Origin of the sequence: Klebsiella sp. 18074 (assembly GCF_902705905.1) — a bacterium.
Classification (GTDB): domain Bacteria; phylum Pseudomonadota; class Gammaproteobacteria; order Enterobacterales; family Enterobacteriaceae; genus Klebsiella; species Klebsiella terrigena.
On sequence record NZ_CACSIS010000013.1, the window covers coordinates 148,217 to 172,758 of the forward strand.

Annotated in this window: 25 protein-coding genes; 9 read left to right on the plus strand and 16 right to left on the minus strand. The window is 57.4% G+C overall.

Annotation, left to right across the window (positions count from 1 at the left end):
* Window positions 1-5: 5 nt before the first annotated feature.
* From rsxD to blr, 8 genes are all read right to left on the minus strand, one after another.
* Window positions 6-1,058 (minus strand): electron transport complex subunit RsxD, encoded by a 1,053-nt coding sequence (rsxD, locus tag GVK32_RS14810; RefSeq protein WP_159870967.1) that lies wholly within the window; start codon window positions 1,056-1,058, stop codon window positions 6-8.
* On the minus strand, window positions 1,059-3,539 hold the full coding sequence (gene rsxC / locus GVK32_RS14815) for an electron transport complex subunit RsxC (protein ID WP_159870970.1): 2,481 nt from the start codon (window positions 3,537-3,539) through the stop codon (window positions 1,059-1,061).
* Window positions 3,532-4,110 (minus strand): electron transport complex subunit RsxB, encoded by a 579-nt coding sequence (gene rsxB, locus GVK32_RS14820; protein ID WP_159870973.1) that lies wholly within the window; start codon window positions 4,108-4,110, stop codon window positions 3,532-3,534. Before rsxB ends, rsxC begins: the two co-directional genes overlap by 8 nt.
* Before the next feature lies 1 nt (window position 4,111).
* A complete protein-coding gene (gene rsxA, locus GVK32_RS14825; protein ID WP_123708150.1) occupies window positions 4,112-4,693 on the minus strand; it encodes an electron transport complex subunit RsxA in 582 nt (193 codons plus the stop codon).
* A gap of 78 nt (window positions 4,694-4,771) precedes the next feature.
* Window positions 4,772-5,212 (minus strand): DUF2569 domain-containing protein, encoded by a 441-nt coding sequence (locus GVK32_RS14830; protein WP_159870976.1) that lies wholly within the window; start codon window positions 5,210-5,212, stop codon window positions 4,772-4,774.
* A gap of 179 nt (window positions 5,213-5,391) precedes the next feature.
* A complete protein-coding gene (gene ydgT / locus GVK32_RS14835; protein ID WP_041147653.1) occupies window positions 5,392-5,607 on the minus strand; it encodes a transcription modulator YdgT in 216 nt (71 codons plus the stop codon).
* Window positions 5,608-5,968: 361 nt separating this feature from the next.
* The gene (locus GVK32_RS14840) at window positions 5,969-7,339 is read right to left on the minus strand and encodes a GH1 family beta-glucosidase (protein WP_159870979.1); all 1,371 of its coding nucleotides are present in this window, start codon (window positions 7,337-7,339) and stop codon (window positions 5,969-5,971) included.
* 116 nt (window positions 7,340-7,455) lie between these two features.
* Window positions 7,456-7,593: a division septum protein Blr gene (blr, locus tag GVK32_RS14845; RefSeq protein ID WP_071844930.1), complete on the minus strand. Its 138-nt coding sequence runs from the start codon at window positions 7,591-7,593 to the stop codon at window positions 7,456-7,458.
* 190 nt (window positions 7,594-7,783) lie between these two features.
* On the opposite strand from blr, the gene GVK32_RS14850 reads away from it, so the two are divergent.
* On the plus strand, window positions 7,784-8,824 hold the full coding sequence (locus tag GVK32_RS14850; protein ID WP_159870982.1) for an oxidoreductase: 1,041 nt from the start codon (window positions 7,784-7,786) through the stop codon (window positions 8,822-8,824).
* 51 nt (window positions 8,825-8,875) lie between these two features.
* Here GVK32_RS14850 and add read toward each other — a convergent pair whose 3' ends face one another.
* Complete coding sequence (gene add, locus GVK32_RS14855; protein ID WP_159870985.1) at window positions 8,876-9,877, minus strand: adenosine deaminase; 1,002 nt, start codon at window positions 9,875-9,877, stop codon at window positions 8,876-8,878.
* Window positions 9,878-10,159: 282 nt separating this feature from the next.
* Between add and GVK32_RS14860 the strand changes: the two genes are divergently transcribed.
* From GVK32_RS14860 to GVK32_RS14875, 4 genes are all read left to right on the plus strand, one after another.
* Window positions 10,160-11,110, plus strand: coding sequence for a helix-turn-helix domain-containing GNAT family N-acetyltransferase (locus tag GVK32_RS14860; protein WP_159870988.1), 951 nt, complete (start codon window positions 10,160-10,162; stop codon window positions 11,108-11,110).
* A gap of 234 nt (window positions 11,111-11,344) precedes the next feature.
* Window positions 11,345-11,560 carry an RNA chaperone/antiterminator CspA gene (cspA, locus tag GVK32_RS14865; protein ID WP_041145816.1) on the plus strand — a complete coding sequence of 72 codons (216 nt, stop codon included), beginning with the start codon at window positions 11,345-11,347 and terminating at the stop codon, window positions 11,558-11,560.
* A 536-nt stretch (window positions 11,561-12,096) separates the two neighbouring features.
* A complete protein-coding gene (locus tag GVK32_RS14870; protein WP_159870991.1) occupies window positions 12,097-12,285 on the plus strand; it encodes a cold-shock protein in 189 nt (62 codons plus the stop codon).
* Window positions 12,286-12,637: 352 nt separating this feature from the next.
* On the plus strand, window positions 12,638-13,453 hold the full coding sequence (locus GVK32_RS14875; RefSeq protein ID WP_159870994.1) for a MetQ/NlpA family lipoprotein: 816 nt from the start codon (window positions 12,638-12,640) through the stop codon (window positions 13,451-13,453).
* A 44-nt stretch (window positions 13,454-13,497) separates the two neighbouring features.
* Here the strand turns inward: GVK32_RS14875 and GVK32_RS14880 are convergent, their stop codons facing one another.
* From GVK32_RS14880 to yedE, 3 genes are all read right to left on the minus strand, one after another.
* Window positions 13,498-13,728, minus strand: a complete 231-nt coding sequence (locus GVK32_RS14880; RefSeq protein ID WP_370461172.1) for a GNAT family N-acetyltransferase — start codon at window positions 13,726-13,728, stop codon at window positions 13,498-13,500.
* Between the two features lie 78 nt (window positions 13,729-13,806).
* Window positions 13,807-14,040 carry a sulfurtransferase-like selenium metabolism protein YedF gene (gene yedF, locus GVK32_RS14885; protein ID WP_041145813.1) on the minus strand — a complete coding sequence of 78 codons (234 nt, stop codon included), beginning with the start codon at window positions 14,038-14,040 and terminating at the stop codon, window positions 13,807-13,809.
* The gene (gene yedE / locus GVK32_RS14890; protein WP_159870997.1) at window positions 14,037-15,248 is read right to left on the minus strand and encodes a selenium metabolism membrane protein YedE/FdhT; all 1,212 of its coding nucleotides are present in this window, start codon (window positions 15,246-15,248) and stop codon (window positions 14,037-14,039) included. Before yedE ends, yedF begins: the two co-directional genes overlap by 4 nt.
* 265 nt (window positions 15,249-15,513) lie before the next feature.
* Here yedE and GVK32_RS14895 point away from each other — a divergent pair, with 265 nt between their 5' ends.
* Together GVK32_RS14895 and GVK32_RS14900 are read left to right on the plus strand one after the other, a co-directional pair.
* Complete coding sequence (locus GVK32_RS14895) at window positions 15,514-16,542, plus strand: CorA family divalent cation transporter (RefSeq protein ID WP_159871000.1); 1,029 nt, start codon at window positions 15,514-15,516, stop codon at window positions 16,540-16,542.
* A gap of 84 nt (window positions 16,543-16,626) precedes the next feature.
* A complete protein-coding gene (locus GVK32_RS14900; protein ID WP_159871003.1) occupies window positions 16,627-16,986 on the plus strand; it encodes a TonB family protein in 360 nt (119 codons plus the stop codon).
* Window positions 16,987-17,033: 47 nt separating this feature from the next.
* On the opposite strand, the gene GVK32_RS14905 is transcribed toward GVK32_RS14900, so the two are convergent.
* Window positions 17,034-18,206 carry a MalY/PatB family protein gene (locus GVK32_RS14905; RefSeq protein WP_159871006.1) on the minus strand — a complete coding sequence of 391 codons (1,173 nt, stop codon included), beginning with the start codon at window positions 18,204-18,206 and terminating at the stop codon, window positions 17,034-17,036.
* A 50-nt stretch (window positions 18,207-18,256) separates the two neighbouring features.
* The gene (malX, locus tag GVK32_RS14910) at window positions 18,257-19,849 is read right to left on the minus strand and encodes a maltose/glucose-specific PTS transporter subunit IIBC (protein WP_041145809.1); all 1,593 of its coding nucleotides are present in this window, start codon (window positions 19,847-19,849) and stop codon (window positions 18,257-18,259) included.
* Window positions 19,850-20,021: 172 nt separating this feature from the next.
* Between malX and GVK32_RS14915 the strand changes: the two genes are divergently transcribed.
* On the plus strand, window positions 20,022-21,050 hold the full coding sequence (locus GVK32_RS14915) for a Mal regulon transcriptional regulator MalI (RefSeq protein ID WP_159871009.1): 1,029 nt from the start codon (window positions 20,022-20,024) through the stop codon (window positions 21,048-21,050).
* 26 nt (window positions 21,051-21,076) lie between these two features.
* Here the strand turns inward: GVK32_RS14915 and GVK32_RS14920 are convergent, their stop codons facing one another.
* Both GVK32_RS14920 and manA read right to left on the minus strand, forming a co-directional pair.
* A complete protein-coding gene (locus tag GVK32_RS14920; RefSeq protein WP_159871012.1) occupies window positions 21,077-22,621 on the minus strand; it encodes a YdgA family protein in 1,545 nt (514 codons plus the stop codon).
* Window positions 22,622-22,719: 98 nt separating this feature from the next.
* Window positions 22,720-23,898 carry a mannose-6-phosphate isomerase gene (gene manA / locus GVK32_RS14925; protein WP_159871015.1) on the minus strand — a complete coding sequence of 393 codons (1,179 nt, stop codon included), beginning with the start codon at window positions 23,896-23,898 and terminating at the stop codon, window positions 22,720-22,722.
* 196 nt (window positions 23,899-24,094) lie between these two features.
* Here manA and GVK32_RS14930 point away from each other — a divergent pair.
* Window positions 24,095-24,542 (plus strand): fumarate hydratase (locus GVK32_RS14930; RefSeq protein ID WP_200842884.1); only part of this gene is annotated, 448 nt, incomplete at its 3' end.

A 24,542-nucleotide genomic window follows, 5' to 3' on the forward strand; every position in this document is an offset into this window, starting at 1 on the left:
GGTCCTCAGCGGTGGCCGTACGCGCGGGGGCGCGTGTAGTAATCAATCAACGGAACGGTAATGTTCGCCAGCAGCACGGCGAAGGCTACGCCGTCAGGATAGCCGCCGAAGCTGCGAATCAGCCAGACCAGCAGGCCCGCCAGCGCGCCGAAAATAAGGCGCCCGCGGTTGGTGGTGGAGGCGGTTACCGGATCCGTCAGAATAAAGAACGCGCCGAGCATGGTGGCGCCGGATAGCAGATGGATCTGCGGCGCGGCCAGGCTCTGCGGCGAGAAAAACCAGCCGAGCGTGGAGCAGACGGCCAGGCTCAGCAGGAAGCTGAGCGGGATATGCCAACGGATCGTCTTCTGCCACAGCAGGAACAGCCCGCCGACCAGCCAGGCGAGATTGACCCACTGCCAGCCAAGCCCCACCAGTACGCCGTCGAAAATAGGGTACTGCATGATCTCTTTGACTTCATGCCCGGCACGCAGCGAGGTTTTAAAGGTGTCGAGTGGCGTGGCCTGGCTTATCCCATCGATGCCCATTCGCAGAGCATTGATGTCGCCACCGCTGGCGGTATGACCGGTAAAGATCACCTGCAGGGCGTCGGTGAAACCCGGGATGGTTGCGGCAATGTCATGCGGCGGGAGCCATGAGGTCATCTGCACCGGGAATGAAATAAGCAGGACCACGTAACCAATCATCGCCGGGTTAAACGGGTTGTGACCCAGCCCACCGTACAGCTGCTTGGCGATAATAATAGCAAAGGCGGTACCCAGTACCACCATCCACCAGGGCGCAAGGGGCGGAATGCTGACGGCCAGCAGCAGGCCGGTCAACAGCGCAGAGTTGTCGGCCAGAATGGCGGCAATATTCTGCTTGCGCAGCCTGAGGATAGCGGCTTCGGTTCCCCAGGCGGTTAAGGCGGCGAGAATAAGCTGCAGCACGGTGCCCCAGCCGAAAAACCAGGTCTGCACCACGATGCCGGGCACGGCGGCGAGCAGCACCAGCAGCATAATCCGCGAGGTCTGACGCTGGTTGTGGGTATAGGGAGAGCTTGCGATTCTGAAAACCATTTAATCCTCGTTAACTGCCTGCCGGGATGCTTTCCTGGCCTGAACTCGGGCGATTGCTTCTGCGACTGCAGCTTTGCGCGGATCGTCATTGGCGGCGGACCCGACGTCGCCCGCCTGCTGCTGTTCGGCCTTGCGGGCCTTAGCGCGGGCGATGGCGGCTTCTACTGCGGCCTTACGCGGGTCGACGGCTTCAGCTTCCGGGGTGACCGTGACCTCTGCCTGCTGCTGCTCGGCCTTGCGGGCCTTGGCGCGGGCGATGGCGGCTTCTACTGCGGCCTTACGCGGGTCGACGGCTTCAGCTTCCGGGGTGACCGTGACCTCAGCCTGCTGCTGTTCGGCCTTGCGGGCCTTGGCGCGGGCGATAGCAGCCTCTACTGCGGCCTTACGCGGGTCGACGGCTTCAGCTTCCGGGGTGACCGTGACCTCTGCCTGCTGCTGCTCGGCCTTGCGGGCCTTGGCGCGGGCGATGGCGGCTTCTACTGCGGCCTTACGCGGGTCGACGGCTTCAGCTTCCGGGGTGACCGTGACCTCAGCCTGCTGCTGTTCGGCCTTGCGGGCCTTAGCGCGGGCGATGGCGGCTTCTACTGCGGCCTTACGCGGGTCGACGGCTTCAGCTTCCGGGGTGACCGTGACCTCAGCCTGCTGCTGTTCGGCCTTACGGGCCTTGGCGCGGGCGATAGCAGCCTCTACTGCGGCCTTACGCGGGTCGACGGCTTCAGCTTCCGGGGCGACAGTAGCGACCTCAGCCTGCTGCTGTTCGGCCTTGCGGGCCTTGGCGCGGGCGATAGCGGCTTCTACTGCGGCTTTACGCGGGTCGAGACCTGCGCCAGCTGACGGCTCGGGCGCGGACTCAGCCAGTTCGTTTTTACGGGCGCGCGCCTGCGCTTTACGCGCTTCGCGCGCGGCGATGGCTTCACTATTGTCCGGCTTAGCGCCCGCCTGAACAACGATCGGCTGCGTCGCGTCCTGCTGTTTTTCACGCACGCGGGCGAGGGCGGCGTTAATCGCCTCGCTATCTTTGGCGGCGGGCTGCACGGCGGACTGTTTATGCCGCTCAAGGCGCGCGGCCTTATCGCGTTCCAGACGCGCCTGGCGGGCTTCAAAACGGGCTTTGGCTTCCGCCGCGCGCTTCTCTTCCAGACGAATCTCCGCGATCTCGGCTTTCTCCTGACGGAAGTACTGCACCAGCGGAATATTGCTTGGGCAGACCCAGGCGCAGGCGCCGCACTCAATGCAGTCGGCCAGGTTATGGGTGGTGGCCTTGTCGTGCTGCTGGCCTTTGCTAAACCAGTACAGCTGCTGCGGCAGCAGATCGGCAGGGCAGGCGTCGGCGCAGGCGCTACAGCGAATGCAGCCCTTTTCCTCTTCCGCTTTGCCCATTTCGCTGGCCGACGGGGCCAGCAGGCAGTTGGTAATTTTGACCACCGGCACGTCGAGCCACGGGAGGGTAAAGCCCATCAGCGGGCCGCCCATAATCACCATCGGCTCAGCGCTGGGGCAAAAACCGGCATCATCCAAAAGATGGCGCACCGGCGTGCCCAGCCGGGCCCAGACGTTGCCCGGGCGCGAAACCGCTTCTCCGGTTAAGGTCACCACGCGTTCGGTCAGCGGTTCGCCATCGATCACCGCCCGTTTAACCGCGTAGGCGGTACCGACGTTTTGCATCAGGACCCCGATGTCGGAAGAGCGGCCGCCGTGGGGCACCTGCTTACCGGTGAGGATCTGCGTCAGCTGCTTAGCGCCGCCGGAGGGATATTTGGTGGGGATCACGCGCAGGGAGATGCCGTGCGCGTCGCTCAGTACCGCACGCAGCATGGAGATTGCCTGCGGTTTGTTGTCTTCAATGCCGATCAGCACCTGGGTCGGCTGTAAAATATGGGCCAGGATGCGGATGCCGTCGATAATCTGCGCCGCGCAGTCCTGCATCAGACGATCGTCGGCGGTAATGTAAGGCTCGCACTCGGCGGCGTTAATAATCAGGGTATCGATTTTGTCGCCGCCGCCGCGCAGCTTAATGCCGGTTGGGAAGCCGGCGCCGCCCAGCCCGGCCACGCCGAACTGGTGGATGCGCTCGATAAGCTCTTCGCGGGATTTGTTCTGGTAGTCGCTCCAGCCGCTGCGTTCAATCCAGCGGTCTTCGCCATCGGCATCAATGATAACGCTCATCTCCGCCAGCGCGGAGGGGTGCGCCGTCGAATGCGGAGCGATGGCGCTGACGATACCCGACGTCGGGGCGTGAACGGGCAGCATTTTTCCCCAGCCGCGGGTAAGCGGCTGGCCGCGCAGGACGCGATCGCCGGGCTGCACGCAAAGCTCGCCCTCTGCGCCAATATGCTGCTTAAGCGGAATAACAAACTGCTGCGCGAGGGAGACCTGGCGTAGCGGCGTAGCGTTTGACTGGGTTTTCATCTCCGGGGGATGAATACCGCCGTTGAAATCCCAGACTTTGTCTTTTTTGAACGCGGAAAATAGCTTAAACATGTTGTTCCACTGGAATGATGCGCACCGGGATGGTGTGTAGATCCCACTTCCAGGTTTCAGTGGTCGCCACAACCGGAACCATCTCTATACACTGCGTCGGGCAGGGCGCGACGCAAAGATTACAGCCGGTACAGAGGTCGCTCATCACCGTATGCATCGCGCGGGTCGCGCCGACGATGGCGTCAACGGGGCAGGCCTGGATGCATTTCGTGCAGCCAATACAGTTCTTTTCGTCAATGACCGCCAGCATACGCGCGGGCTCAGCCTGCTGGGCATCGCCGTCAGTAGGCTGCGGGTCGACGTTCAGCAGGGTGGCAATTTTTAACATTACCGCTTCGCCGCCGGGGGCGCAGCGGTTGATTTTCTCGCCCTGCAGGCCTACCGCTTCCGCATAGGGGCGGCAGCCGGGGTAGCCGCACTGGCCGCACTGGCTTTGCGGAAGAAGTTCGTCGATCTTTTCAACGACCGGATCGTCCTGCACCTCAAAACGGCGGGAGGCGTAACCCAAAATTAAGCCGAAAATCAGCCCGAGGAGGCTAATAGCAATGACGGCTATCCACACAGCGCTCATATTACAACTTCACCAAACCACTAAAGCCCATAAAGGCCAGCGACATTAACCCTGCCGTCACCAGCGCAATGGCGTTACCGCGAAACGGCGCCGGGACGTCCGCCACCACCAGACGCTCACGAATGGCGGCAAACAGCACCATCACCAGAGAGAAGCCGACCGCCGCCGCAAAACCGTACAGCGCGGACTGCAAAAAATTATGCCCAAGGTTAATATTCAGCAGCGCTACGCCGAGCACGGCGCAGTTGGTGGTGATCAGCGGCAGGAAGATACCCAGCAGGCGGTACAGCGCCGGGCTGGTTTTGCGCACCACCATTTCGGTGAACTGTACGACCACCGCAATGACCAGAATAAAGGCCAGCGTGCGTAAATAGACCAGATTCAGCGGGATAAGAATCCAGGTATCAATCAACCAGGCGCAGATAGAGGCCAGCGTCATCACAAAAGTGGTGGCCAGCCCCATTCCCATGGCGGTCTCCAGCTTTTTGGAAACCCCCATAAACGGACACAGTCCAAGAAACTTCACCAGCACGAAGTTGTTAACGAGGACGGTACCAATAAAGAGCAGTAAATATTCAGCCATCAATTCGACCTGAAACGGAAAAAGCCGCCTATTATCGAATAAAACGATACCGGCGACAACAGGTTAACTGTGGGGTTATTACGGATTCACGAAGGTCCGTTTAACCCGCTCGGAGCGCTTGAAGTAAGGAACCAGCAGCGCGGCAGCAAGGAGAGGGAACAGCAGCTGGCGCAGGGCCAGAACGTCAGATATTGGCGAAAAGGCGAAGGCTTTAATCGCCAGCAGCAGGGAGATCAAAAGCCAGATAATATAGTGCTTCGGCACCCCCTTCCGCCGTTTGAAAAAGGCCAGCGTCAGCCACAGGGTATAGTACCACATGGCGACGGCGAACAGCAGGGATGCAATCCACAGAATAAGATTCCCGGCGCTCATTGCGTTCAGCAAGGAGAACGTTTGGGGCGCCATGAGCGCGTTGGCAAAGATAAGCAGCGATAGCGAAGCGCTTAACAGCGCAACCAGTAGCCACGCAAGCGGCCCCAGCAGCCATCCACCAATTCGTTCTGCAGAGTCAGAGGACATACTTTCTCCCGGATTTAACGCCAGTGAAATACCCGTTGAGCGTCAGGCTGCGCGCGCTTGCCTGCGCAAGCTTCTGTACATTCGCGCTGCTTGCCCGGCGGACCAGCGCTCAACCTGTTCAGGTACGGATCAAAATCAAGGGCGGGAGTATAAGCAACTGGCGTGCTTCAGAACAGTTTTTATTGCACGTAACGCCAGACGGACTTGGGAACCTGTCCAATATCGAACAGTTTACCGCCAGAAACCAGCTCGGCCCGGCGATGGTCTGCAGCGCGGTACATGTTAACAATCTCTTCGTTATCGGTCAGGGAGTAGTTAAGGTGATCAAAAAGCTTTTCCAGACTTTCCAGCGAGCTGATTTTACGAAATTTTAATAAATAGTCCTGAACGGTCATTTGCGTATCCATTTTATAATCGGAATAAATATGAGCCTGTCCCATTAGGTTATTTGATTTGCCATTTTGGCCCAGGGCCGTGCTCGCATCCTCACGCACTTCGCACGCGCTGCGGTTGTTCCACGCTCCCGGTATCACAAACAGCGGCACCCTTACCCGGCGGGAAGCCTTTAAGTCGAATATTACCAACTTTCAGTAAACCTGCTCTAAACCAACGACACCTTATTAACGGTGCCTGGGCGGAATTATTTCGGTTGTAAATACTAAAGACAAGAACTGATTACATTCCTGGTGTAGTAACAAGAAATTTAAGAATATTCTAGCGCTGAATCAGGCGCCAGACGGCGCCTGGAGGAGAAGATTAACGCTGTTGGCCGCGGCTGGCAATAACGTTTTGATACCAAAAGTAGCTCTTTTTCCGTTTGCGGGCGAGCCCCCGCTGATGGTCGACAAAAACGAAGCCGTACTGTTTCTGATAGCCGTTCAGCCAGCTCAGCAGATCGATAAATGACCAGGGATAATAGCCGCGCACGTCGGCCCCGGCGTCGAGCGCTTTTTCCAGCGCGCTAATGTGGGCGCTGAGGTAGTCGATACGCGGGTCGTCGACAATTTCGCCGTCAATAATCGGGTCTTTGGCGCCCAGGCCGTTTTCGGTGATGTAAATCGGAATATCACCGTAGCGCTCCTTGATCATCATAATGCCGTCCGTTAACCCCTGGGGCCAAATTTCCCAGCCCCATTCGGTATAGGTGCTTTGCGGATTACGTACGAAGTAGAACAGGCCCTCAACGCCAGGCTCGCCGCCGCTTAATCCTTCCTGCGGATGGGCTGAAACGGTTTCGCGGCGATAGTAGTTCAGACCGATAAAATCGCTGTGGTTTTCACGCAGCAGCGCGTCATCGCCGGGGGCAAAGCGCGGAACGCCCCACAGCGCCTGGGTTTGCTGCAGCAGCGCTTCGGGATAGGTGCCTTTTAACACCGGATCGTACAGCCAGTGGGTATGGATAGCGTCAGCCAGCTCGGTCGCCAGGCGATCCTCTTCGCTATCGGTGAGCGGCGTATGCGGCTGCAGAACGTTGACGAAACCAATCTCGCCCTTAATACCCATTTCACGAAACGCTTTAATCGCCATCGCGTGGGCCACAAAGACGTGGTGACAGGCCTGAATGGCGCGGGCCGGATCGCGTACCGCTGGCGGATGGCAGCCGTTAATGTAGCCATGACCAATAAAAACAATGGTCTCGTTAAAGGTGGCCCACAGCTTGACCCGTGAACCGAAACGCGCGTAGCACAGGCGCGCGTATTCGGCGAAGGCCTCCGCCGTGCTGCGGGCTTCCCAGCCGCCCTCATCCTGCAGCGCCTGCGGCAGATCCCAATGGTAAAGCGTGATCATCGGCTCGATATTGTGCGCCAGCAGCTCGTCGATCAGATCGCTATAAAACTGCACGCCGGCTTCATTGACCTCGCCGCGGCCGCCGGGCAGCAGGCGCGGCCAGGAGATAGAAAAACGGTAGCTCTGTAGGCCCATTTCGGCCATCAGCGCGACGTCTTCGCGAAAGCGGTGGTAGTGATCAACGGCGACGTCGCCGTTGGTCCCCTGGAAGGTGGCACCCGGCTGGTGAGAGTAGATGTCCCAGATCGACGGCCCTTTCCCGTCGGCATCGTGGCCGCCCTCAACCTGATAGGCTGCGGTAGCGGCGCCCCATAGAAAATTTTGCGGAAATGCGGCCATGAGAAAAGCTCCTTAGCAAATGATAAGGAGAGTGTAATAAAGGGGAATACAGAGATGCAACCGGTTACAGAAACCGGTTGCATAATTGCGAAGCGGGTCACTCTTTAGCGTTAACGCTATTTTGTCTGCACAACATTAGCCGGAGGCGGGGATTGGTAGTTATCAATGTGATGCGCGATAACCAAAAGCAGGGCCGAAACGCCAAGAACAACCCAACCTATAAGCTCTACAATTCTGCTGAAAACGGCTGCCATAATTCTGCTATTGAAAGTTAAAACAGAGCTAAATGTTACTAAATGCCGCAAGCAACGCAAGTATTAGCTGGCGAAGTTTTCACGTTTGGTGCAAGAGTGAGCGGTCGACAATGCATAAGCAAAGCTAATAAGACATTTGGGTCTTATAGTTATGGTGAACCCCCGAACTTTTCGCCAGAGAGGTTGCAAGATGAGTGACAATATTCGCGTCGCAATAATCGGCTACGGGTACGCCAGTAAAACGTTCCATGCGCCGCTGATCGGCGGTACCCCGGGAATGACGCTTGCCGCGGTGTCGAGTAGTGATGAAGCTAAGGTACGGATCGATTGGCCAACGGTGCCGGTTGTGGCCGAACCCCGCCAGCTGTTAGACGACCCCAACATCGACCTGATCGTGATCCCTACGCCGAACGATACCCACTTTCCGCTGGCAAAAGCTGCGCTGGAGTCGGGAAAGCACGTGGTGGTGGATAAACCCTTTACTGTGACACTGTCACAGGCCCGCGAGCTGGATGCCGTTGCCAGGAGCCGGGGCCGGCTGCTTTCCGTGTTCCACAATCGCCGCTGGGATAGCGATTTTTTAACCGTTAAATCATTGATTAACGAAGGGCTGCTGGGGGAAGTCTGCTATTTCGAATCGCACTTCGACCGCTATCGTCCCCAGATACACGACCGCTGGCGGGAGCGGGGCGGCCCGGGGAGCGGGATCTGGTTCGATCTTGGCCCCCATCTTCTCGATCAGGCGATTGGCCTGTTTGGCCTGCCGGTCAGCATGACCGTTGATCTCGCCCAGCTGCGCCCGGGGGCGCAGTCTACCGACTATTTCCATGCGGTGCTGGTTTACCCGCAGCGCCGGGTGATCCTGCACGCTACTCTGCTGGCGGCGGCGGAAACGGCGCGCTTTATCGTGCACGGATCGCGGGGAAGCTATATCAAATACGGTCTCGACCCGCAGGAAGAGCGGCTAAAAAACGGCGAGCGCCTTCCGCAGGAGGACTGGGGATACGATATGCGCGATGGCATTCTGACGCGCGTTGACGGGGAGGATCGCAGCGAGGAGAGCTGGCTAACGCTGCCCGGCCATTATCCGGCGTACTATGCCGCCATCCGCGATGCGCTAAACGGGAATGGAGAGAATCCGGTACCGGCGGGTCAGGCTATTCAGATTATGGAGCTGATTGAGCTGGGGATTGAATCAGCAAAGCATCGGGCCACGCTATGCCTGATTTAACAGGCCTGATTCAAGATGAGATGCCCGGCAGGATTGCTGCCGGGCAGGAACCTAGACGCGCCGCGCGCGCTGGATCAGCGCCGCTTTTTCCTGCGCGCTGAGGAAGGCGAGTTCCAGACCGTTGATTTGCGCCTGACGGATTTGCTCGCGGCTTAGGCCCGCAGCCGGGGCGGCAACGTTATATTCATGAATAATATCGACACCCTGCACCGCCGGATCGTCGGTGTTAATCGAGGCCAGCACGCCGTGCTCGAGGAAGGTTTTTAACGGATGCTCGGCCAGCGACGCGACGGTGCTGGTCTGAATATTCGAGGTCAGGCAGGATTCAATCCCGATACGCTGCTCGGCCAAAAAGTCCATCAGCGCCGGATCCTGCACTGCCTTGACCCCGTGGCCTATACGCTCAGCGCCCAGCTCACGAATGGCCTGCCAGATGCTTTCCGGGCCAGCGGCTTCTCCGGCGTGGACGGTAATGCGCCAGCCGGCGTCGCGGGCCTGGGTGAAGTGTTGCATAAACAGGGTTCCCGGGAAGCCGAGCTCATCACCGGCCAGGTCGAGCGCGGTAATGCCGTCGCGATGGGCAAGCAGCGCGTCAAGCTCCTGCTGGCAGGCGGCCTCGCCGAAGGTGCGGCTCATAATACCAATCAGCCGCGCTTCAACGTTAAAATCGCGGCTCCCGTCGCGCACGCCGGCAAGGACCGCCTCAACCACGCCGTCGACCGGCAGCTGATGGGTCATCGCCATATAGCGCGGGGAAAAGCGCAGCTCAACGTAGTGCAGGCCGTTGCGCGCCGCGTCTTCTACGTTTTCATACGCGACGCGACGGCAGGCTTCCAGCGAGGCGAGTACCTTTACGCCCCAGTCAAGCTTGGCAAGGAAGCTCACCAGATCGGGTTCGTTGCTGGTGACCTGGACATGCGGACGAAGGGTATCGAGGGTGGTTGCCGGGAGCGCGATGTTAAACTGGCGGCCAAGATCGAGAATCGTTTGGGCCCGGATATTGCCGTCAAGATGGCGATGAATGTCGGTTAATGGCAAAGTTGAATCAATCATGGTCGCACTCATTTTTTAGTAAAAGTGCACACCATTATACAACAGGGTTATAACTGTTTAAAAGTATTGAAAAAAATCCTGTCTATACAAGCATCTGGCGGCGGCTGCGGGAGCCGTTGGCTCTGTTTAAGATCGCGCATTGCGATTTTGTCCCCGCCTTTGCCGCGCGTCTATTGCTGCCGGCTGCGCGCACATTTTCAGCCATCGCGGCGCCGGTAAGGGCGTTGACAGCACGCTGGTGAATATGGTTGTATTATACAACTATATGACCAGGGCGGTTTTATGAATACTGAAATGCAGATCGTTGAAGAGATACGCGTGGCTTCCCGGCAGATGGTGCGGGAGCTCGGATTCATGAACAACACTCTGGCCGCGAGCCCATACTCCCCCTCGATAGTGCATACTCTGCTCGAAGTGCATGCGCAGGGCCTGATGACGGCGGCGCAGCTGGTGCAGATCCTGGGCCTTGAGAAGTCCAGCGTTAGCCGCATGTTGGCAAAACTGGTCAGCGCCAACGAGCTGGAAGAGGTGCCGTCGGCGGAGGATGCGAGGGTCAAATACCTGGGCCTGACGGCAAAAGGCCGGGAAACGGTGGCGAAAATTAATCAGTACGGTAGCGAACGGGTGATTGCCGCGCTGAAAAAAATGAATCCCCATCAGCAGCAGACCGTGTCACAAGGGCTTAAGCACTACGCCAGTGCCCTGGCCGCCTGTCGTGAAAACAGCGAGATCGGTGTCCGGGATAGGCATGAAATTATGACTGGCTATCATCCCGGCATGATCGGCCGCATCGCGGAAATGCACGGTAGCTACTATGCCAGAGAGCACAATTTCGGCATTTTCTTTGAATCCAAAGTTGCCGCGGGCCTGGCTGATTTTTCGGGCCGTCTGGATAAGGACTGTAATCAGATTTGGCTGGCCATGTTGAACGGGCGCATCGTGGGCTCTGTGGCGATTGACGGCGAGGACCTTGGCTGCGGCGAAGCGCATCTGCGCTGGTTCATTCTCGATGACGGATGCCGCGGCAGCGGCGCGGGCAGAAAGCTTATCGCCGAAGCGATGAGGTTCTGCGAAGAGCGCGGCTTCAGTTCCGTTCAGCTCTGGACCTTTAATAAGCTTGCGGCCGCTCGTCGGCTATATGAATCGTTTGGCTTTATGCTGGCCAAAGAGTGGCAGGGCGATCAGTGGGGAAGCCTCATCATCGAGCAGCAGTTTACCTGCAGGTTGCGCTAATTATTCACGACTTCTCGGTGAGGGCAGAAAATAATGCTTGCTATCAATGGTTATCTATGTGATCAATAGCAGGTCGGTTTGGTACACAGAACCAATAAAGCGGTTTAGTAAAGCAGTCCTCATCTCAAGCGTTATTCCTAAATAATCCTTTTTTCGAGCCTCCTTATCGTTATTAATTAATTTCTGTGATGCGAACTTTTTCGCCGCAAGGCTTTGAATATTGGGATAATACTTATGTCTGGTAAGATGATTGGTTTAGTAAAATGGTTTAATGAAGGTAAAGGTTTCGGCTTTATTTCTCCAGTAGACGGCAGCAAAGATGTTTTCGTACATTTTTCTGCGCTGCAGGGTGATGGCTTTAAAACTTTATTTGAAGGGCAGAAGGTCGAATTCACTATCGAGAGCGGCGCCAAAGGCCCTGCTGCCGGTAATGTCGTTCTGCGCGACTAATTAATTTCGCGTTTTTATGAATCTGCGATAACGATGACGGTGTAATCCCGAGTAGTCAGATTGATAAAAAATGCATGCGGTTGAACTAAGCTGGCAGTATCTGCTGGCTTTAATCGATGCGGTAGATTGGTTTTTGTCTGAAATTTCAGCAGGCTGAATGCCGTATGTTGTGCTGTAGCGTGAAGAGTTCTGTGGGCTGATGCAACTAATTATCACCCTGAGCTAACGTACGTAAAAGGAGTGACCGCCTCCTGAAACAGGACACTGGTTTACATTGTGTAAATTTTTGTATTTCGTACGCCTGCGGGCAAATTAAAAACTAACAACATCCAAAATAATCGCTGATAAAGTAACATGGTTTGATCTGAGGTGATTTTCAGATTTATCTTTAAGAAATAATGACAATGATGTCTTTGTTTTACCAACCATTCGAACAGTGATTTCCGCTGTCATTGAAGGTCAAGAAGAACCTTCAGTTAAATATGGCTAAATGCCCCTGCGGTAGTGAATGTTGTAGCAAATAGAAGGCTAACATCATGACTGACCACATTCATTTCAGGTGCCCATGCTGCCATGGGTCACAGTACAGAACATCAAACTATGATGTATCTGAAAGCAATCCATTCGGTGCGAAATGTATCTTTTGTAAATCCTCGATGATTACATTTGATAATATTGCCCCCTATATTTTGGCAAAAGCCGCCGTATCTGGATTACGCAATTAATCAAAAGGCCCCGCAAGGGGTCTTTTAACATCTGTGCGACGGCGCCAGGTTCCACCACCGCAGGATTCAAATGCTCGCTGGGCGCTGGCGCCCGCGTATCTGACAATCTTCGCTGCGAACCGCAACCGTACATCTAGCCCCGGCCATCGCCGGGGTTTTGCTATTTTGGCGCTCAGCGTGAGCCGTGCCGCAGAGAGCGTGGGCCAACGGCGGCCTGCCGTCCGCGCTCATAGCAAAACGCTATTAATCATAGTGAATCAGTATTTAATTTTGGCGATGAGATTTTCTATAGTTCCAGGCGCTACTTTTCCTGCAATGACTGGCAGGCTATTTTAAAAAGGACTCCGGGACTATGGTATTCACTCTAAAAAAATTTGCTGTTTCGCTGGCCGTTGCCGGCTCGCTGCTCCTGACCGCCTGCGGCCCCGTTGGAGGGGATCCTAATCATATCAAGGTGGGGATCAGCGCCGGTATTGACCAACAGGTGTGGTCGGTGGTGCAAAAGGTGGCGAAAGAGAAGTACAACCTCGACGTCGAAGTGGTGACCTTTAACGACTTCGTTCTGCCGAACGAGGCGCTCAATAATGGCGATCTCGATATCAACGCTTTTCAGCATAAGCCGTATCTGGATAAGCAGATTCAGGAGCGCGGCTATAAGCTGGTAGCGGTGGGGAACACCTTCGTTTACCCCATTGCCGCCTATTCGAAGCAGATTACCGCTATCGACCAGCTGCCGGACGGCGCGCAGGTTGCCGTGCCGAACGATCCGACTAACCTTGGCCGTTCGCTGCTTCTGCTGCAAAAGCAGGGGCTGATTACCCTTAAAGAGGGCACCGGCCTTCTGCCGACGGCGCTGGATATTGTCAATAATCCGAAGCGCTTAAAAATTGTTGAGATTGAGGCCCCGCAGCTAACGCGCGCGCTGGACGACAGGCAAATATCCCTCGCGGTTATCAACACCACGTTTTCCAGCCAGGTCGGACTATCGCCGAGCCGGAACGGGCTATTTGTCGAAGATAAGCACTCGCCGTACGTCAATATTTTTGCCAGCCGCGTCGATAATAAAGACAGCGAGAAGGTGAAAAACCTGGTCAAGGCGTATCAAACCGATGAGGTGGCGGCTGCTGCGGAGGAACTGTATAAAGGCGACGCGGTTAAAGGCTGGTAATCTCTTTTTCGATATCAGGGCCACGCCCTGATATCGAATATCGCTTATTTGTTCAGCATCTTATTGTAGACAAAAGAGTCCGTACCGCGCACCAAGCCGTTGCGTTCGTACGGCGCTAGCGCCGGAGCCTTGTCGGTCGCGGTACTGAGCATGATAAAGGCGGAATCTGTTTCCGTAGCCAGCCGCTCTGCGCGCGCGATAAGGTTCTGCGCGACGCCGTGCTTACGCGATTCGCCATCGACGAAGAGATCGTACAGTAGCCATACCCTGGCCAAAAAATAGCCGCTTATCCTTCTAACTTTGCTGCTTTTTTGGCCGAGCGGCAGGCCGAAGGCCTGCCGCTTTTTACCGACCTATTTCTGAATCAGGTAGCGGATGGTGGGTCCGTCCTGCTGAATATCCAGTACGGTGTAGCCGTAGTTTTTCGCATCGTGCGGAATATTGTTGATCGACTGCGGGCAATCGCTGACCACTTCGAGAATTTCTCCCTTCTTCAATGACGGCATCGCTTCAAGCGTCGCGACGGCAGGATAGGGGCAAGGCTCGCCGACCATATCGAGGCGGTAATCTGGAACGATAGTTTTCATGCGGTGTCCTTAGCGCCGGCAAGGGCGGCGGATTTTTGACGGAAAAAGCGTTTTTCCCAGGCAATGACCAGCATCAGGGCGATAAACAGCAGGAGATAGGTGACCAGCAGGCCGCCGAAAGGACCGAAGGTGCTCAGCAGATTGACCTTATCCCAGCTGGTGGCCAGCGCTGGCGACAGGTCGTCCCAGAAGTAGGCCAGAATGGTTGAACCGATAACGTTGCCCAGCCCGACCCACCAGTAGTGAACCTGGCCTTCAACGGCGCGATACATCCAGCCGGTTTCACAGCCCCCGGCGAGAACGATCCCAAAACCGAACAGCAGACCGCCGATGACCGCATTGGGACCGGCCCACATGATCTTCGGTTCCATTCCGAGCTGCACGTAGCTAAAGATGCCGATTGCGCTGGCGGCCATGCCGAAAATAATGGCTTTGGCCATATAGGTCCGACCGGTTATCCACATGTCGCGAAACGCCGAGGTGAAGCAGATCTGCGCCCGTTCGATAAGCAGGCCAAAACCGACGCCAAAGAGCATGGCCAGCCCCAGCTTCGGCCGGTCGACCGCGGTCAGCAGACCCCAGGCTATCATGGCGAAAAAGACCAGCATGCCGAGACGAAAACGGCGCCGGGCCTGCTGAGGCTTTTGGGTTAACGGCGAGGCCGCGGAGACTTTCTGTATCCTGACCGGAATGCGAAAAATGGGCAGCAGGGTGAAGCGGGCGCCAAACCAGGTGCCGATAGCGGTGGCGATAGCGAAAAACCAGGCGTGCAGCGAGAACTGGGGGATTCCGGTGAAAAAGGCCGCCAGATTACAGCCCATCGCCAGGCGCGCGCCAAAGCCGGCAATAATACCGCCAGCGACGGCCTGGATAATGCGGATTCGACTACGCGGCATGCGCAGCTTAATGTTATTCGCCCACAGCGCGGCAGCAAAACAGCCGCCAAACATGCCAATAATCATCATTCCGTCGATGCGGGTTAACGGCGTCCCCTCAAGATGGATAAGCTTATAGTAGCCCCACTGCTCGCTGTGCACGCCGGCAAGCTGCAGCAGCTGCCCGCCCCAGCGGGTAAATTCGCCGGTAACGGCCCAGAAGGTGCCGGTAATACCAAAGTAATAAGTCGAAAGAATACCTGCGGCAATAACCGCCGGAGCGGGTGCCCAGAATTTAATCAGATAGGTGTGTTTGAACTGCTGCCATGTCATAAAGATGCCTCTGAACTCAGAAGGTAAATCACCCCTGGCGGGGTTTAAGAGCAGGGGATAATACGCTTGTGGCCATGACAAAACGCTCGACGGGATCAAAAGGCCTATTTTTTCCTGCGCACAATTAACGCCCGCTGGATAAAGCAAATATGTCAGCCAGGCTACCGTTTTATGACCAAATCATTAACCTTGCCAAGGTGGCTAAAATAGCGAAAGATGACCGCGTTCGGGCCCGAATACTGCTCAATGAGATCCTGAGGGATATATGAGTCAAGACGTTACGTTAAAAATGTTAAAGCCCGATTTTGATATGGAAGTGTCCGGGTTGGTTTATGGCTATCTGTTCCGTGAAGGCAACGAGCCGCGGCAAATATCCTCGAATGAGGTCTGCGCCGAATATCATGAGCTGATCGGCGAAAATGATTTCGTCTGGCTGCACCTCAACCTGAATCATGCCACTGCCGAAAAATGGCTGATGGCGCATTTTCCCGTCGACGACTTCTTCTTTGAAGAGATCCGTGATGGTTCCCACACCACGCGCATCGAACGCCAGGGCGACAGCCTGTTTGCCGTCCTCAACGACGTGCTGTTTAACCCCAAAGAGACCACCTCTGAAACCTCGACGCTGTGGCTCTACTGTAGCCAGAAGCTGGTGGTGACGGCGCGCTATAAGCCGCTGCGCTTCATTGAGTGGATGCTGCCGCGGCTGGCAGCGCTACAAGTGAACTCCTCTACCGAGCTGCTGGCCTTTTTGCTGGAAGAGCAGGAGGAGGTGCTGGAGCAGGTGGTCCGGCAGGCCAGCCGCCACGTTGATGCCATCGAAGAGCGGCTGCTCAGTAACCACGTTCAGCGCAACCGTGCCGATCTGGCGCGCCTGCGGCGCATGCTGCTGCGCTTTCAGCGTCTGCTGGCACCGGAACCGGCGGCGATGTTCCGTCTGCTGAATCGCCCTCCGGCATGGATTGACCGGGCGGTAGTTCAGGAGTTTCGCCAGTTCACGGAGGAGTTTACCGTGGTGCTGAATGATTTATCCGGCCTGATCGAGCGGATTAGCCTGCTTCAGGAAGAGATCACCGCCAGGCAAATGGAGCAAAGCAACCGCACGCTGTATACCCTGACGGTGATTACCGTTCTGGCGCTGCCGATTAACATCGTGGCCGGCTTCTTTGGCATGAACGTCGGCGGCATCCCGCTTGCGGCCAACCATCATGGCTTTATGTTACTGGTGCTCATCGTCGGCATCTTTACGGTCGGCGCCGGGTATCTGGCCTTTCGGCGGCGGGACGATCTTTAGGCGTCAGCTATTATTTTCGGTAGAAGACCGCGGCGTCGGCCTGCGCTACCTTATTGCGAGGGATTATCAATAAGGAGTTAAGGGATGACGAGACTCGGCGCAATGCTGGCCCCGTGCCTGCTGTTGCTTCTGCTGTCGGGCTGCGCGACCGACGGCGTTATAAAGCCATTATCACAGCCGAAGCTGCTGAAAAAGAGTGAACCCGCCTATCCTGTCGTGGCTTACGCCAACCGTCTGACGGGCTACGTCAGGGTTGTCTATGATGTCAACGCGCAGGGCAAAGTTGAGGAGCTGCGGATTGTGGACTCACAGCCCCGCTATCTGTTTGATGAGGCGGTGGTGAGGGCGATGGCGCAGTGGGAGTTCGAGAAGAATAAACCGTACAAGGATATGGAGATACGCGTTAACTTCCGCTTCTCCCAGCCCAACCCGTCCGGCCAGTGAGGGCGGGTGAATGCGCGTTACGCAGCGGCCCCGCGTAGCGCGCAGCCCTAGGTTAGCGAACGCAGGGCGGCAATCAGCCCCTGAACCCCTTTCTCAAGCTTGACCCGCGGACACCCGGCGTTGAGGCGCACAAACCCCGCGCCCTCCTCGCCGTAGGTCGAACCCGGCATGATGGCAATCTTTTGCTCGTGGATTAACGCCTGCTGCAGGGCGCTGTCGTCAATCTTGAGCGCCCGCAGGTCAATCCACGCCAGATAGGTCGCCTCCGGCGGCTGCCAGTTCAGCTGCGGGAAAGCCTGATTCAGCTCGCGGGCAATATAGCGCAGATTTTCCTGCAGATAGGCCCGCAGCGCGTCAAGCCAGCCGGCGCCTTCGCGATAGGCGGCAATATGGGCAACCAGCGACGGGACGCAGGGCGAGGAGAGGCCATCCCGCGATTTCAGCGCGTTGAGGTAGCCCTCGCGAGTAGCAACGTCGTCAATCAGGCCATAGGCGCCGGTCAGCGCCGGAATATTGAAGCTTTTCGACGCGGAGGTAAACAGCGCCCACGGGCCGCGGGCGACGTCGCACCACGGCGTATGCCGGTGGTTTTCCCAGGTCATATCCATATGGATCTCATCGCTGATAACCCTCACGCCGTGCTTTTCGCAGAGCTGGGCCATCGTGGTCAGTTCGTCGCGGCTCCACACCTTGCCGGTGGGATTATGCGGGCTGCAGAGCAGCAGGATTTTATTGCGCGGTTCGGACAGCGCCCGCTCCAGCTCGGCCATATCGCAGCGCCACTGACCGTCGTGAGCGACGAGCGGGACCGGGACCAGCCGGCGCTGGTTGCCGGCAATGGTCTTATAGAAAGCATCGTAGGCCGGAGTGTGCACCACCACGCCGTCGCCCACCTCGGACCACTGGCGGAGGGTTTCTGCCACCATATAAATCACCGATGGCCCGTAGACGATGGCATCGCTCTCGACAGGGCTCTGAAAACGGCTGGCGAACCAGTAGCTAACGGCGCCGAGGAACTCGTCGTTTTTCCAGCGGCTGTAGCCAAAAACTCCGTGGGCCAGGCGCCGGCTGACGGCATCAAGAATGCAGGGAGCGGTGGCAAAATCCATGTCGGAGATGGTAAAGGGCAGCAGGTCAGCGGTGCCGAAGCGGTCGGCGACGTAATCCCACTGCGTACACCAGGTACCGTGGCGATCGACGGGCGTTGAGAAATCAAACATCGGAACTTCCTTTATCTGAAACCCCCTCCTGGCGGGAGGGGGCGCGGCGTTTATGCCTGGACGGTATTCATCAGGACGCTCATCTCATCCTTCACCGACTGGACCTGCGGCCCAATGACCACCTGTAGATTATGCTGATTAAGCTGAACGACGCCAATGGCGCGGTTGGCCTTCAGCGCGGCGGCGTCGACTTTGCTCATGTCGCTGACCGACAGGCGCAGGCGGGTAATGCAGTTATCCAGGGAGGTGATGTTCTCTGCGCCGCCCAGCGCGGCAAGGATCGCCGGCACATTATAGCCGGACTTGCCGACGCTACCGGCGGTGGCTTTCTCAAAGGCGGCGCTATTTTCGATATCGCGACCCGGCGTTTTGAGGTTAAAGCGGGTGATGGCGAAGCGGAAGATGCCGTAGTACACCGCGAACCAAACGGCGGCGACCACCGGAACCAGATACCACTTGGTCGAGAGGCCGTGCAGGATGCCGAAGACCACGAAATCAATCACGTTGCCGTCGGTATTGCCGATGGTTACCCCGAGTACCGCCATGATGGTGAAGCCGAGTCCGGTCAGCAGGGCGTGGATGAGGTACAGCGCCGGGGCGACGAACAGGAACAGGAACTCCAGCGGTTCGGTGGTGCCGCCAATAACGCAGGCAATGACGCCGGAGATCAGCAGGCCCTTAATTTTGTGGCGATTTTCCGGGCGTGCGCAGTGGTACATGGCCAGCGCCGCGCCCGGCAGGCCGCCGAGGAACGCCGGCATTTTGCCCTGGGAGAGGAAGCGGGTGGCGCTTTCGGAGAAACCGTGGGTTTCCGGACAGCTAAGCTGGGCCTGGAAGATAGTCAGCGCGCCGCTGACGCTGTGGCCGCAGACGTCCATGGTGCCGCCCGCTTCGGTAAAGCGTATCAGCGCCACCAGAATATGCTGCAGGCCGAAGGGCAGCAGCAGACGCTCGCCGGTGCCGAAAATCATCGGGCCAAAGTTGCCCGCGCTGTTAATGACGTTGCCCAGCGCGTTGATACCCATCGCAAAGATCGGCCAGACCAGCGGGATGGCGAGGCCAACCAGCCCCATCACCACGGTCGTCGCAATAGGCACAAAGCGGGTGCCGCCGAAGAAGGCGAGCGCATCCGGCAGACGGATATTGTGAAAACGCTCGTGCAGCATCCAGATAATAATCCCGGCGATCACCGCGCCGAGGATCCCGGTATCGATCGACTGAATGCCGATAACGTTCTGGATATTGTTGGCTTTAAGAATGGCCGCATCGGTGGTCGGCAGAATGCCTTTCGCCGTCAGCCAGAAGTTGACCGCAAGGTTCATTACCGCATAGCCGACGAAGCCGGCAAAGGCGGCGACGCCTTTATTTTCGCGCGCCAGACCCAGTGGAATGGCGATACAGAACATCACCGGCAGGAAGCTGAAGGCGAAAGAGCCTATCTTGCTCATCCAGACGAATACCGCCTGCAGCAGCGGGGTATTGAGCCACGGCTGGAGGGTTAGTACATCATGGCTGCTTAGGGAGCTGCCGATGCCCAGCATGATCCCGCAGAATGAGAGCAGGGCCACGGGAAGCATAAAGGTTTTCCCTAACTGCTGGAAAAATTCCCACAACGTAATTTTTGGGGCTGTTTTCGCCGTCATAACACGAATCCTGCTGCTGAGGTTATTGGTAGGATGTAACGTCACGGAAAGATAAAACGTTTTACCAATTTTTAGTGCGATAAAAATCACATAATCACGCGATAATAACGTTTATAAAGGTCACTCATTGATAAAACGTTTTATCGACAGCCACAGGGAGTCGGTTGCAGGCATGGCTATCGCAAGAAAGATCACCATTAACGATGTGGCCCAGGCCGCGGGCGTTTCGGTCAGCACGGTGTCGCTGGTACTGAGCGGCAAAGGCCGCATCTCGTCCGCCACCGGCGAACGCGTCAATCAGGCCATTGAGCATCTGGGCTTTGTCCGCAACCGCCAGGCGGCCTCGCTGCGCGGCGGGCAGAGCGACGTGATTGGCCTCATCGTCAGCGACCTCTCGAAGCCCTTCTACGCGGAGCTTACCGCGGGGCTGACGGACGCTCTCGAATCCGCAGGCAAGATGGTCTTTCTCACGCAGGGCGGGCATCGGGGCGAAAAAATGCTCCAGCGTTTTGAAACCCTGGTTTCGCAAGGGGTCGACGGGGTGATTATTGCCGGCGCTATCGACCAGGGCGGCGAGCTGCGCGACCGGGCGGCAGAGGTCGGCATGCCGCTGGTGTTTGCCTCCCGGGCCAGCTACCTCGAGGATATTGATTTAATCCGCCCGGATAATATGCAGGCCGCGCAGATGGTCACCGAGCATCTTATCCGCCGCGGGCATCAGCGTATTGCCTGGCTGGGCGGGCAAAGCTCGTCGTTAACCCGCGCCGAGAGGGTGGGCGGCTACTGCGCGACGCTGCTGAAGTATGGTCTGCCGTTTCATAGCGAATGGGTGGTGGAGTGCGAGTCGAGCCAGAAGCTGGCGGCGGAGGCGATGGCTGCTCTGCTGCGGCAAAATCCAACCATCACCGCGGTGCTGTGCTACAACAGCGTGATCGCCACCGGCGCGTGGTTTGGCCTGATGCGGGCAGGGCGCCAGAGCGGCGAAGACAGCGTGGAAAGCTATTTTGAGCAGCGGATTGCGCTGGCGGCGTTCGCCGAAGTACCGGAGGCCGCGCTGGATGACGTGCCGTTAACCTGGGTGACCACGCCGGCGCGAGAGATGGGCAAAAGCCTCGCCGGGTGTATTCTGCGTCGTCTTGAAAAGGGGCCGGAATCAGCGCGCAACCAAATCATGCCGCCGCGGCTGGTGACCAGAAAATAGCCCTCCGGAGAGGGCTATTTCGCGTCTTACTGCTGCGGAGTCACCGGCGGGACCAGCTCTTCCGGCTCCGCACTCTGCGGGGCGGCTTCAGGCGTCGCGGGCACCGACAGGCCGAACATTCCGGCGAACTCATCCAGCGGCATTTTCTGTCCGTTCAGGGTGACCTGGCCTTCGGCATACTGCAGGCTGGAGGTGATGGCGTTATTCTCCATGGCGGTGATGCGGAACATCTGCCCCATAGCCGCCAGGCCTTTGACCTGCTGATCCGCAAGCTTGGCTGCGTCAGCCGGCTGATAGCCTTCGAGACCCGCAATCTGGGTCATAAATTCGGTCGCCATCTCTACCGGAACGACCAGCTTGCCGTCCAGAGACTTCACGCTGCGGTCAATCTCGTCGGCCAGGGTTTGCGCCGGCGCGGTAACCACGGTCGGATCTTTCAGCAAAATTGAGAGATTAAAGGTGCTTTCGCCCTTCGCGTTGCGCCAGCTCAGCGGGGCGATGGTCAGCGACGGGCTGCCCTTCAGCAGCACCGGCAGCGCCTTAAAGAAGGTCTCGGTCAGCGCCTGCTGGTAAAGCTCCGGATTCTGCGCCAGCTCCGGTTTCGCCATCAGCGCCTGCGCTTCGCTATTGTACTGCTGGCTAAACTGGTGCCACGCCTGGCCGTCGAGATTATCCAGCTTCACGGTCAGTTTGCCGCTACCCAGATCCTTATTTTGCAGCTTGAGGCTGTTAAGGGTGTAATCAAGCTGGCTGTTGATGCCCTTGCCGTCTTCGGTCAGCGTCGATTTACCGTCGATATTCATCCCTTCCAGCAGGGCCAGCTCTTTGCCTTCGACGCCAATCGCCAGCTTCTCAAGAGACACTTTTTGCTTGCCGATGCGCTCGTTAAAGCTGGTCATCTCGGTGGCGCCGTCGGTTTTCAGATTGCTGAAGTTCAGCTGAACTTTCTGGTTGTACTCGTTGACCGCGTTGATCTGGCCGCTGCCCGCTTCACCGGTCAGCGCGATCGCCTTGCCGTCACGATCGGCATTGAGCTGGAACTGGCCGCCGCTAAAGGTGACCTTTTCGTCGCCTTTACTGTAATCCAGGGGCTTCAGATCGATAGCCGACCGGCTGTCGCCGCTGTAGGCAATCAGGGTGTCGATGGTAAACGGCGTACTGCCTTTAGCGATATCAAACAGCGCCTTACTGGCTTCGTTGTTGACCAGCGTGGTTTTGACCGACGCCATCGACGGGCCAAAGTGGCCGCTCTTCAGCGCCGCCAGCGGGAACGGCCCGTGGCTGACGACCTCGTCAAAAACCAGGGGCTGTCCGGCAGCGAGCCAGCTGCTCTCTTTGCCTGCGGCCGGCTTCACAACCAGCTGCAGGTGGCTGCTGAACAGGCCGCGCTGATAGTTCTGCCAGCCCAGCTCGAGCCCGGCTTCCGGGGCGCTGTTTTGTAGCTGAGCATTGGCCTGCTGTACCACCTCGGCGATCCGGCTTTCCAGCTGCTTGCCCGTATACCAGGAGCCTCCGGTCCAGACCACGCCCAGGGCCACGATAATTCCTGCTGCGACCAGCGATTTCTTCATAGTATTTGTCCATAAATAAAACCAGGCGCAAGAAGCCGCCTGGTTGTTCTGTCATGATGGGTCAAAGTCTAGCAAGAGCGGCTAAAAACTTCAGTAACTTACGGGAGCTTATTGAAGACGCGCGCCAGGCGGCCGCTGCCGCTCACCGCAACCGGCGATTCATCGCTGGCAATAAATGCCGACTCGCCGGGCTTCAGGGTCAAAGCCTGCTCGCCTTTGCGGAGCGTCGCTTCGCCTTCGACGCAGAAAATAATCGCGGCGCTCTCTTGGGCGAGAGTGGACTCCTGTGCCGACAGCGCGTGCAGGGAGAAGGCAAAGTCATCGACCGGGATCGGGAAGTCCAGCTCGGCGCCGTGCTGCTGCGGCTGCGTCAACAGCTCGACGGCCGGTTTGGCTTCGAACTTAACGTTGGCAACCAGCTCCGGAATATCGATGTACTTCGGCGTCAGGCCGGCGCGCAGCACGTTATCCGAGTTGGCCATCACTTCCAGCGCCACGCCCTGCAGGTACGCGTGCGGCGTTTCCGCAAACAGGAACATGGCATCGCCTGGGTTCAGCTTCACCACGTTGAGCAGCAGAGGAGAGAACAGGCCGCTATCGTCCGGATAGAACTCGGCGATCAGGCGAATGGTCTGCCAGGGTTCGCCCTGTTCGGCGTCGAGCGCCGACTGCAGGACGCTTAAGGCGTGAGATTTTTCCTCGCCCTGCATATTCAGCAGGCTGGCGAACAGCTGGCTTAAGCGTTCAGCATCCGGGCTGCTGAGAAACTCGCCGATCGCCGGATGGGCGCTGGCAACCGGCTGCAGAAGCGCGGCGATTTCCGCAAATTCGCGGAAGGCATTCATGGCCAGGAACGGTGTCAGGGCAAATACCAGCTCCGGCTTGTGGTTCGGATCCTTGTAGTTGCGCTCTGCGGCATCAAGTGGGATCCCGGCGGCATTCTCTTTGGCAAAGCCAATTTCAGAGGCCTGCTTATTCGGGTGCACCTGAATCGACAGCGGCTGGGCGGCGCACAGCACTTTGAACAGGAACGGCAGCTCGCCGAAGCGCTCGGCGACCTTGCTGCCGAGCAGGCTGGCTTTATCGCTCTCGATAAATTCGCGCAGCGAGCGCGGGCTACCGCTGGCATCGAGGATCTGTGAACTACTTTTCGGGTGCGCGCCCATCCACAGCTCGGCCATCGGCAGATTGTTGGGGTTAGCGATTCCATAAAGTTCGGTTAATGCGGTATGACTTCCCCAGGCATAGTTCTGTACTGAGTTAATGAGCTTCTGCATTCTCAATCCCTGTTTCCACTTGATAGTAATCGCTCTATTAAACCAGTAAACGCCTGAGAATCAACTGCTGAAAGAAAAAGTCGACCTTGTCTCAGTTTTTGTTAAAAAATTGTGTAAAATCGATCGACTCGCTTTTCTACAGGCAAATGGAGTGTCTGCCTGAAATATAATCAGCCAAGCAGTAAGTGAGAGCACAATGTCGAATAAACCGTTTGTTTATCAGGATCCTTTTCCCCTCAAAAAGGATGACACCGAGTATTATCTCCTCAGCAGTGACTACGTCTCCGTTAGCGAATTCGCCGGTCAGGAAGTCCTTAAAGTTGAACCCCAGGCGCTAACCCTGCTGGCCCAGCACGCCTTCCACGACGCCTCCTTTATGCTGCGTCCGGCGCATCAGCAGCAGGTGGCCGATATCCTCAGCGACCCGGAAGCCAGCGAAAACGACAAATACGTCGCCCTGCAGTTCCTGCGTAACTCTGATATCGCCGCTAAGGGCATTCTGCCGACCTGCCAGGACACCGGCACCGCCATTATTACCGGCAAGAAGGGCCAGCGGGTGTGGACCGGCGGCGGCGATGAGGCCGCGCTGGCGCAGGGCGTCTACAACACCTACATTCAGGACAACCTGCGCTATTCGCAGAACG

Excerpts from the sequence above, each read along its gene's own strand:
- GVK32_RS14915 (WP_159871009.1), top strand. The coding sequence starts at position 20,022 with ATGGCTATCGCAAGAAAGATCACCATTAACGATGTGGCCCAGGCCGCG.
- GVK32_RS14905 (WP_159871006.1), bottom strand. The coding sequence starts at position 18,206 with ATGTTTGATTTCTCAACGCCCGTCGATCGCCACGGTACCTGGTGTACG.
- cspA (WP_041145816.1), top strand. The coding sequence starts at position 11,345 with ATGTCTGGTAAGATGATTGGTTTAGTAAAATGGTTTAATGAAGGTAAA.
- manA (WP_159871015.1), bottom strand. The coding sequence starts at position 23,898 with ATGCAGAAGCTCATTAACTCAGTACAGAACTATGCCTGGGGAAGTCAT.
- GVK32_RS14860 (WP_159870988.1), top strand. The coding sequence starts at position 10,160 with ATGAATACTGAAATGCAGATCGTTGAAGAGATACGCGTGGCTTCCCGG.
- rsxB (WP_159870973.1), bottom strand. The coding sequence starts at position 4,110 with ATGAGCGCTGTGTGGATAGCCGTCATTGCTATTAGCCTCCTCGGGCTG.
- rsxA (WP_123708150.1), bottom strand. The coding sequence starts at position 4,693 with ATGGCTGAATATTTACTGCTCTTTATTGGTACCGTCCTCGTTAACAAC.
- add (WP_159870985.1), bottom strand. The coding sequence starts at position 9,877 with ATGATTGATTCAACTTTGCCATTAACCGACATTCATCGCCATCTTGAC.
- GVK32_RS14895 (WP_159871000.1), top strand. The coding sequence starts at position 15,514 with ATGAGTCAAGACGTTACGTTAAAAATGTTAAAGCCCGATTTTGATATG.
- rsxC (WP_159870970.1), bottom strand. The coding sequence starts at position 3,539 with ATGTTTAAGCTATTTTCCGCGTTCAAAAAAGACAAAGTCTGGGATTTC.
- yedF (WP_041145813.1), bottom strand. The coding sequence starts at position 14,040 with ATGAAAACTATCGTTCCAGATTACCGCCTCGATATGGTCGGCGAGCCT.
- blr (WP_071844930.1), bottom strand. The coding sequence starts at position 7,593 with ATGGCAGCCGTTTTCAGCAGAATTGTAGAGCTTATAGGTTGGGTTGTT.
- GVK32_RS14900 (WP_159871003.1), top strand. The coding sequence starts at position 16,627 with ATGACGAGACTCGGCGCAATGCTGGCCCCGTGCCTGCTGTTGCTTCTG.
- GVK32_RS14875 (WP_159870994.1), top strand. The coding sequence starts at position 12,638 with ATGGTATTCACTCTAAAAAAATTTGCTGTTTCGCTGGCCGTTGCCGGC.
- rsxD (WP_159870967.1), bottom strand. The coding sequence starts at position 1,058 with ATGGTTTTCAGAATCGCAAGCTCTCCCTATACCCACAACCAGCGTCAG.
- GVK32_RS14870 (WP_159870991.1), top strand. The coding sequence starts at position 12,097 with ATGACTGACCACATTCATTTCAGGTGCCCATGCTGCCATGGGTCACAG.
- GVK32_RS14920 (WP_159871012.1), bottom strand. The coding sequence starts at position 22,621 with ATGAAGAAATCGCTGGTCGCAGCAGGAATTATCGTGGCCCTGGGCGTG.
- GVK32_RS14840 (WP_159870979.1), bottom strand. The coding sequence starts at position 7,339 with ATGGCCGCATTTCCGCAAAATTTTCTATGGGGCGCCGCTACCGCAGCC.
- yedE (WP_159870997.1), bottom strand. The coding sequence starts at position 15,248 with ATGACATGGCAGCAGTTCAAACACACCTATCTGATTAAATTCTGGGCA.
- malX (WP_041145809.1), bottom strand. The coding sequence starts at position 19,849 with ATGACGGCGAAAACAGCCCCAAAAATTACGTTGTGGGAATTTTTCCAG.
- GVK32_RS14830 (WP_159870976.1), bottom strand. The coding sequence starts at position 5,212 with ATGTCCTCTGACTCTGCAGAACGAATTGGTGGATGGCTGCTGGGGCCG.
- ydgT (WP_041147653.1), bottom strand. The coding sequence starts at position 5,607 with ATGACCGTTCAGGACTATTTATTAAAATTTCGTAAAATCAGCTCGCTG.
- GVK32_RS14850 (WP_159870982.1), top strand. The coding sequence starts at position 7,784 with ATGAGTGACAATATTCGCGTCGCAATAATCGGCTACGGGTACGCCAGT.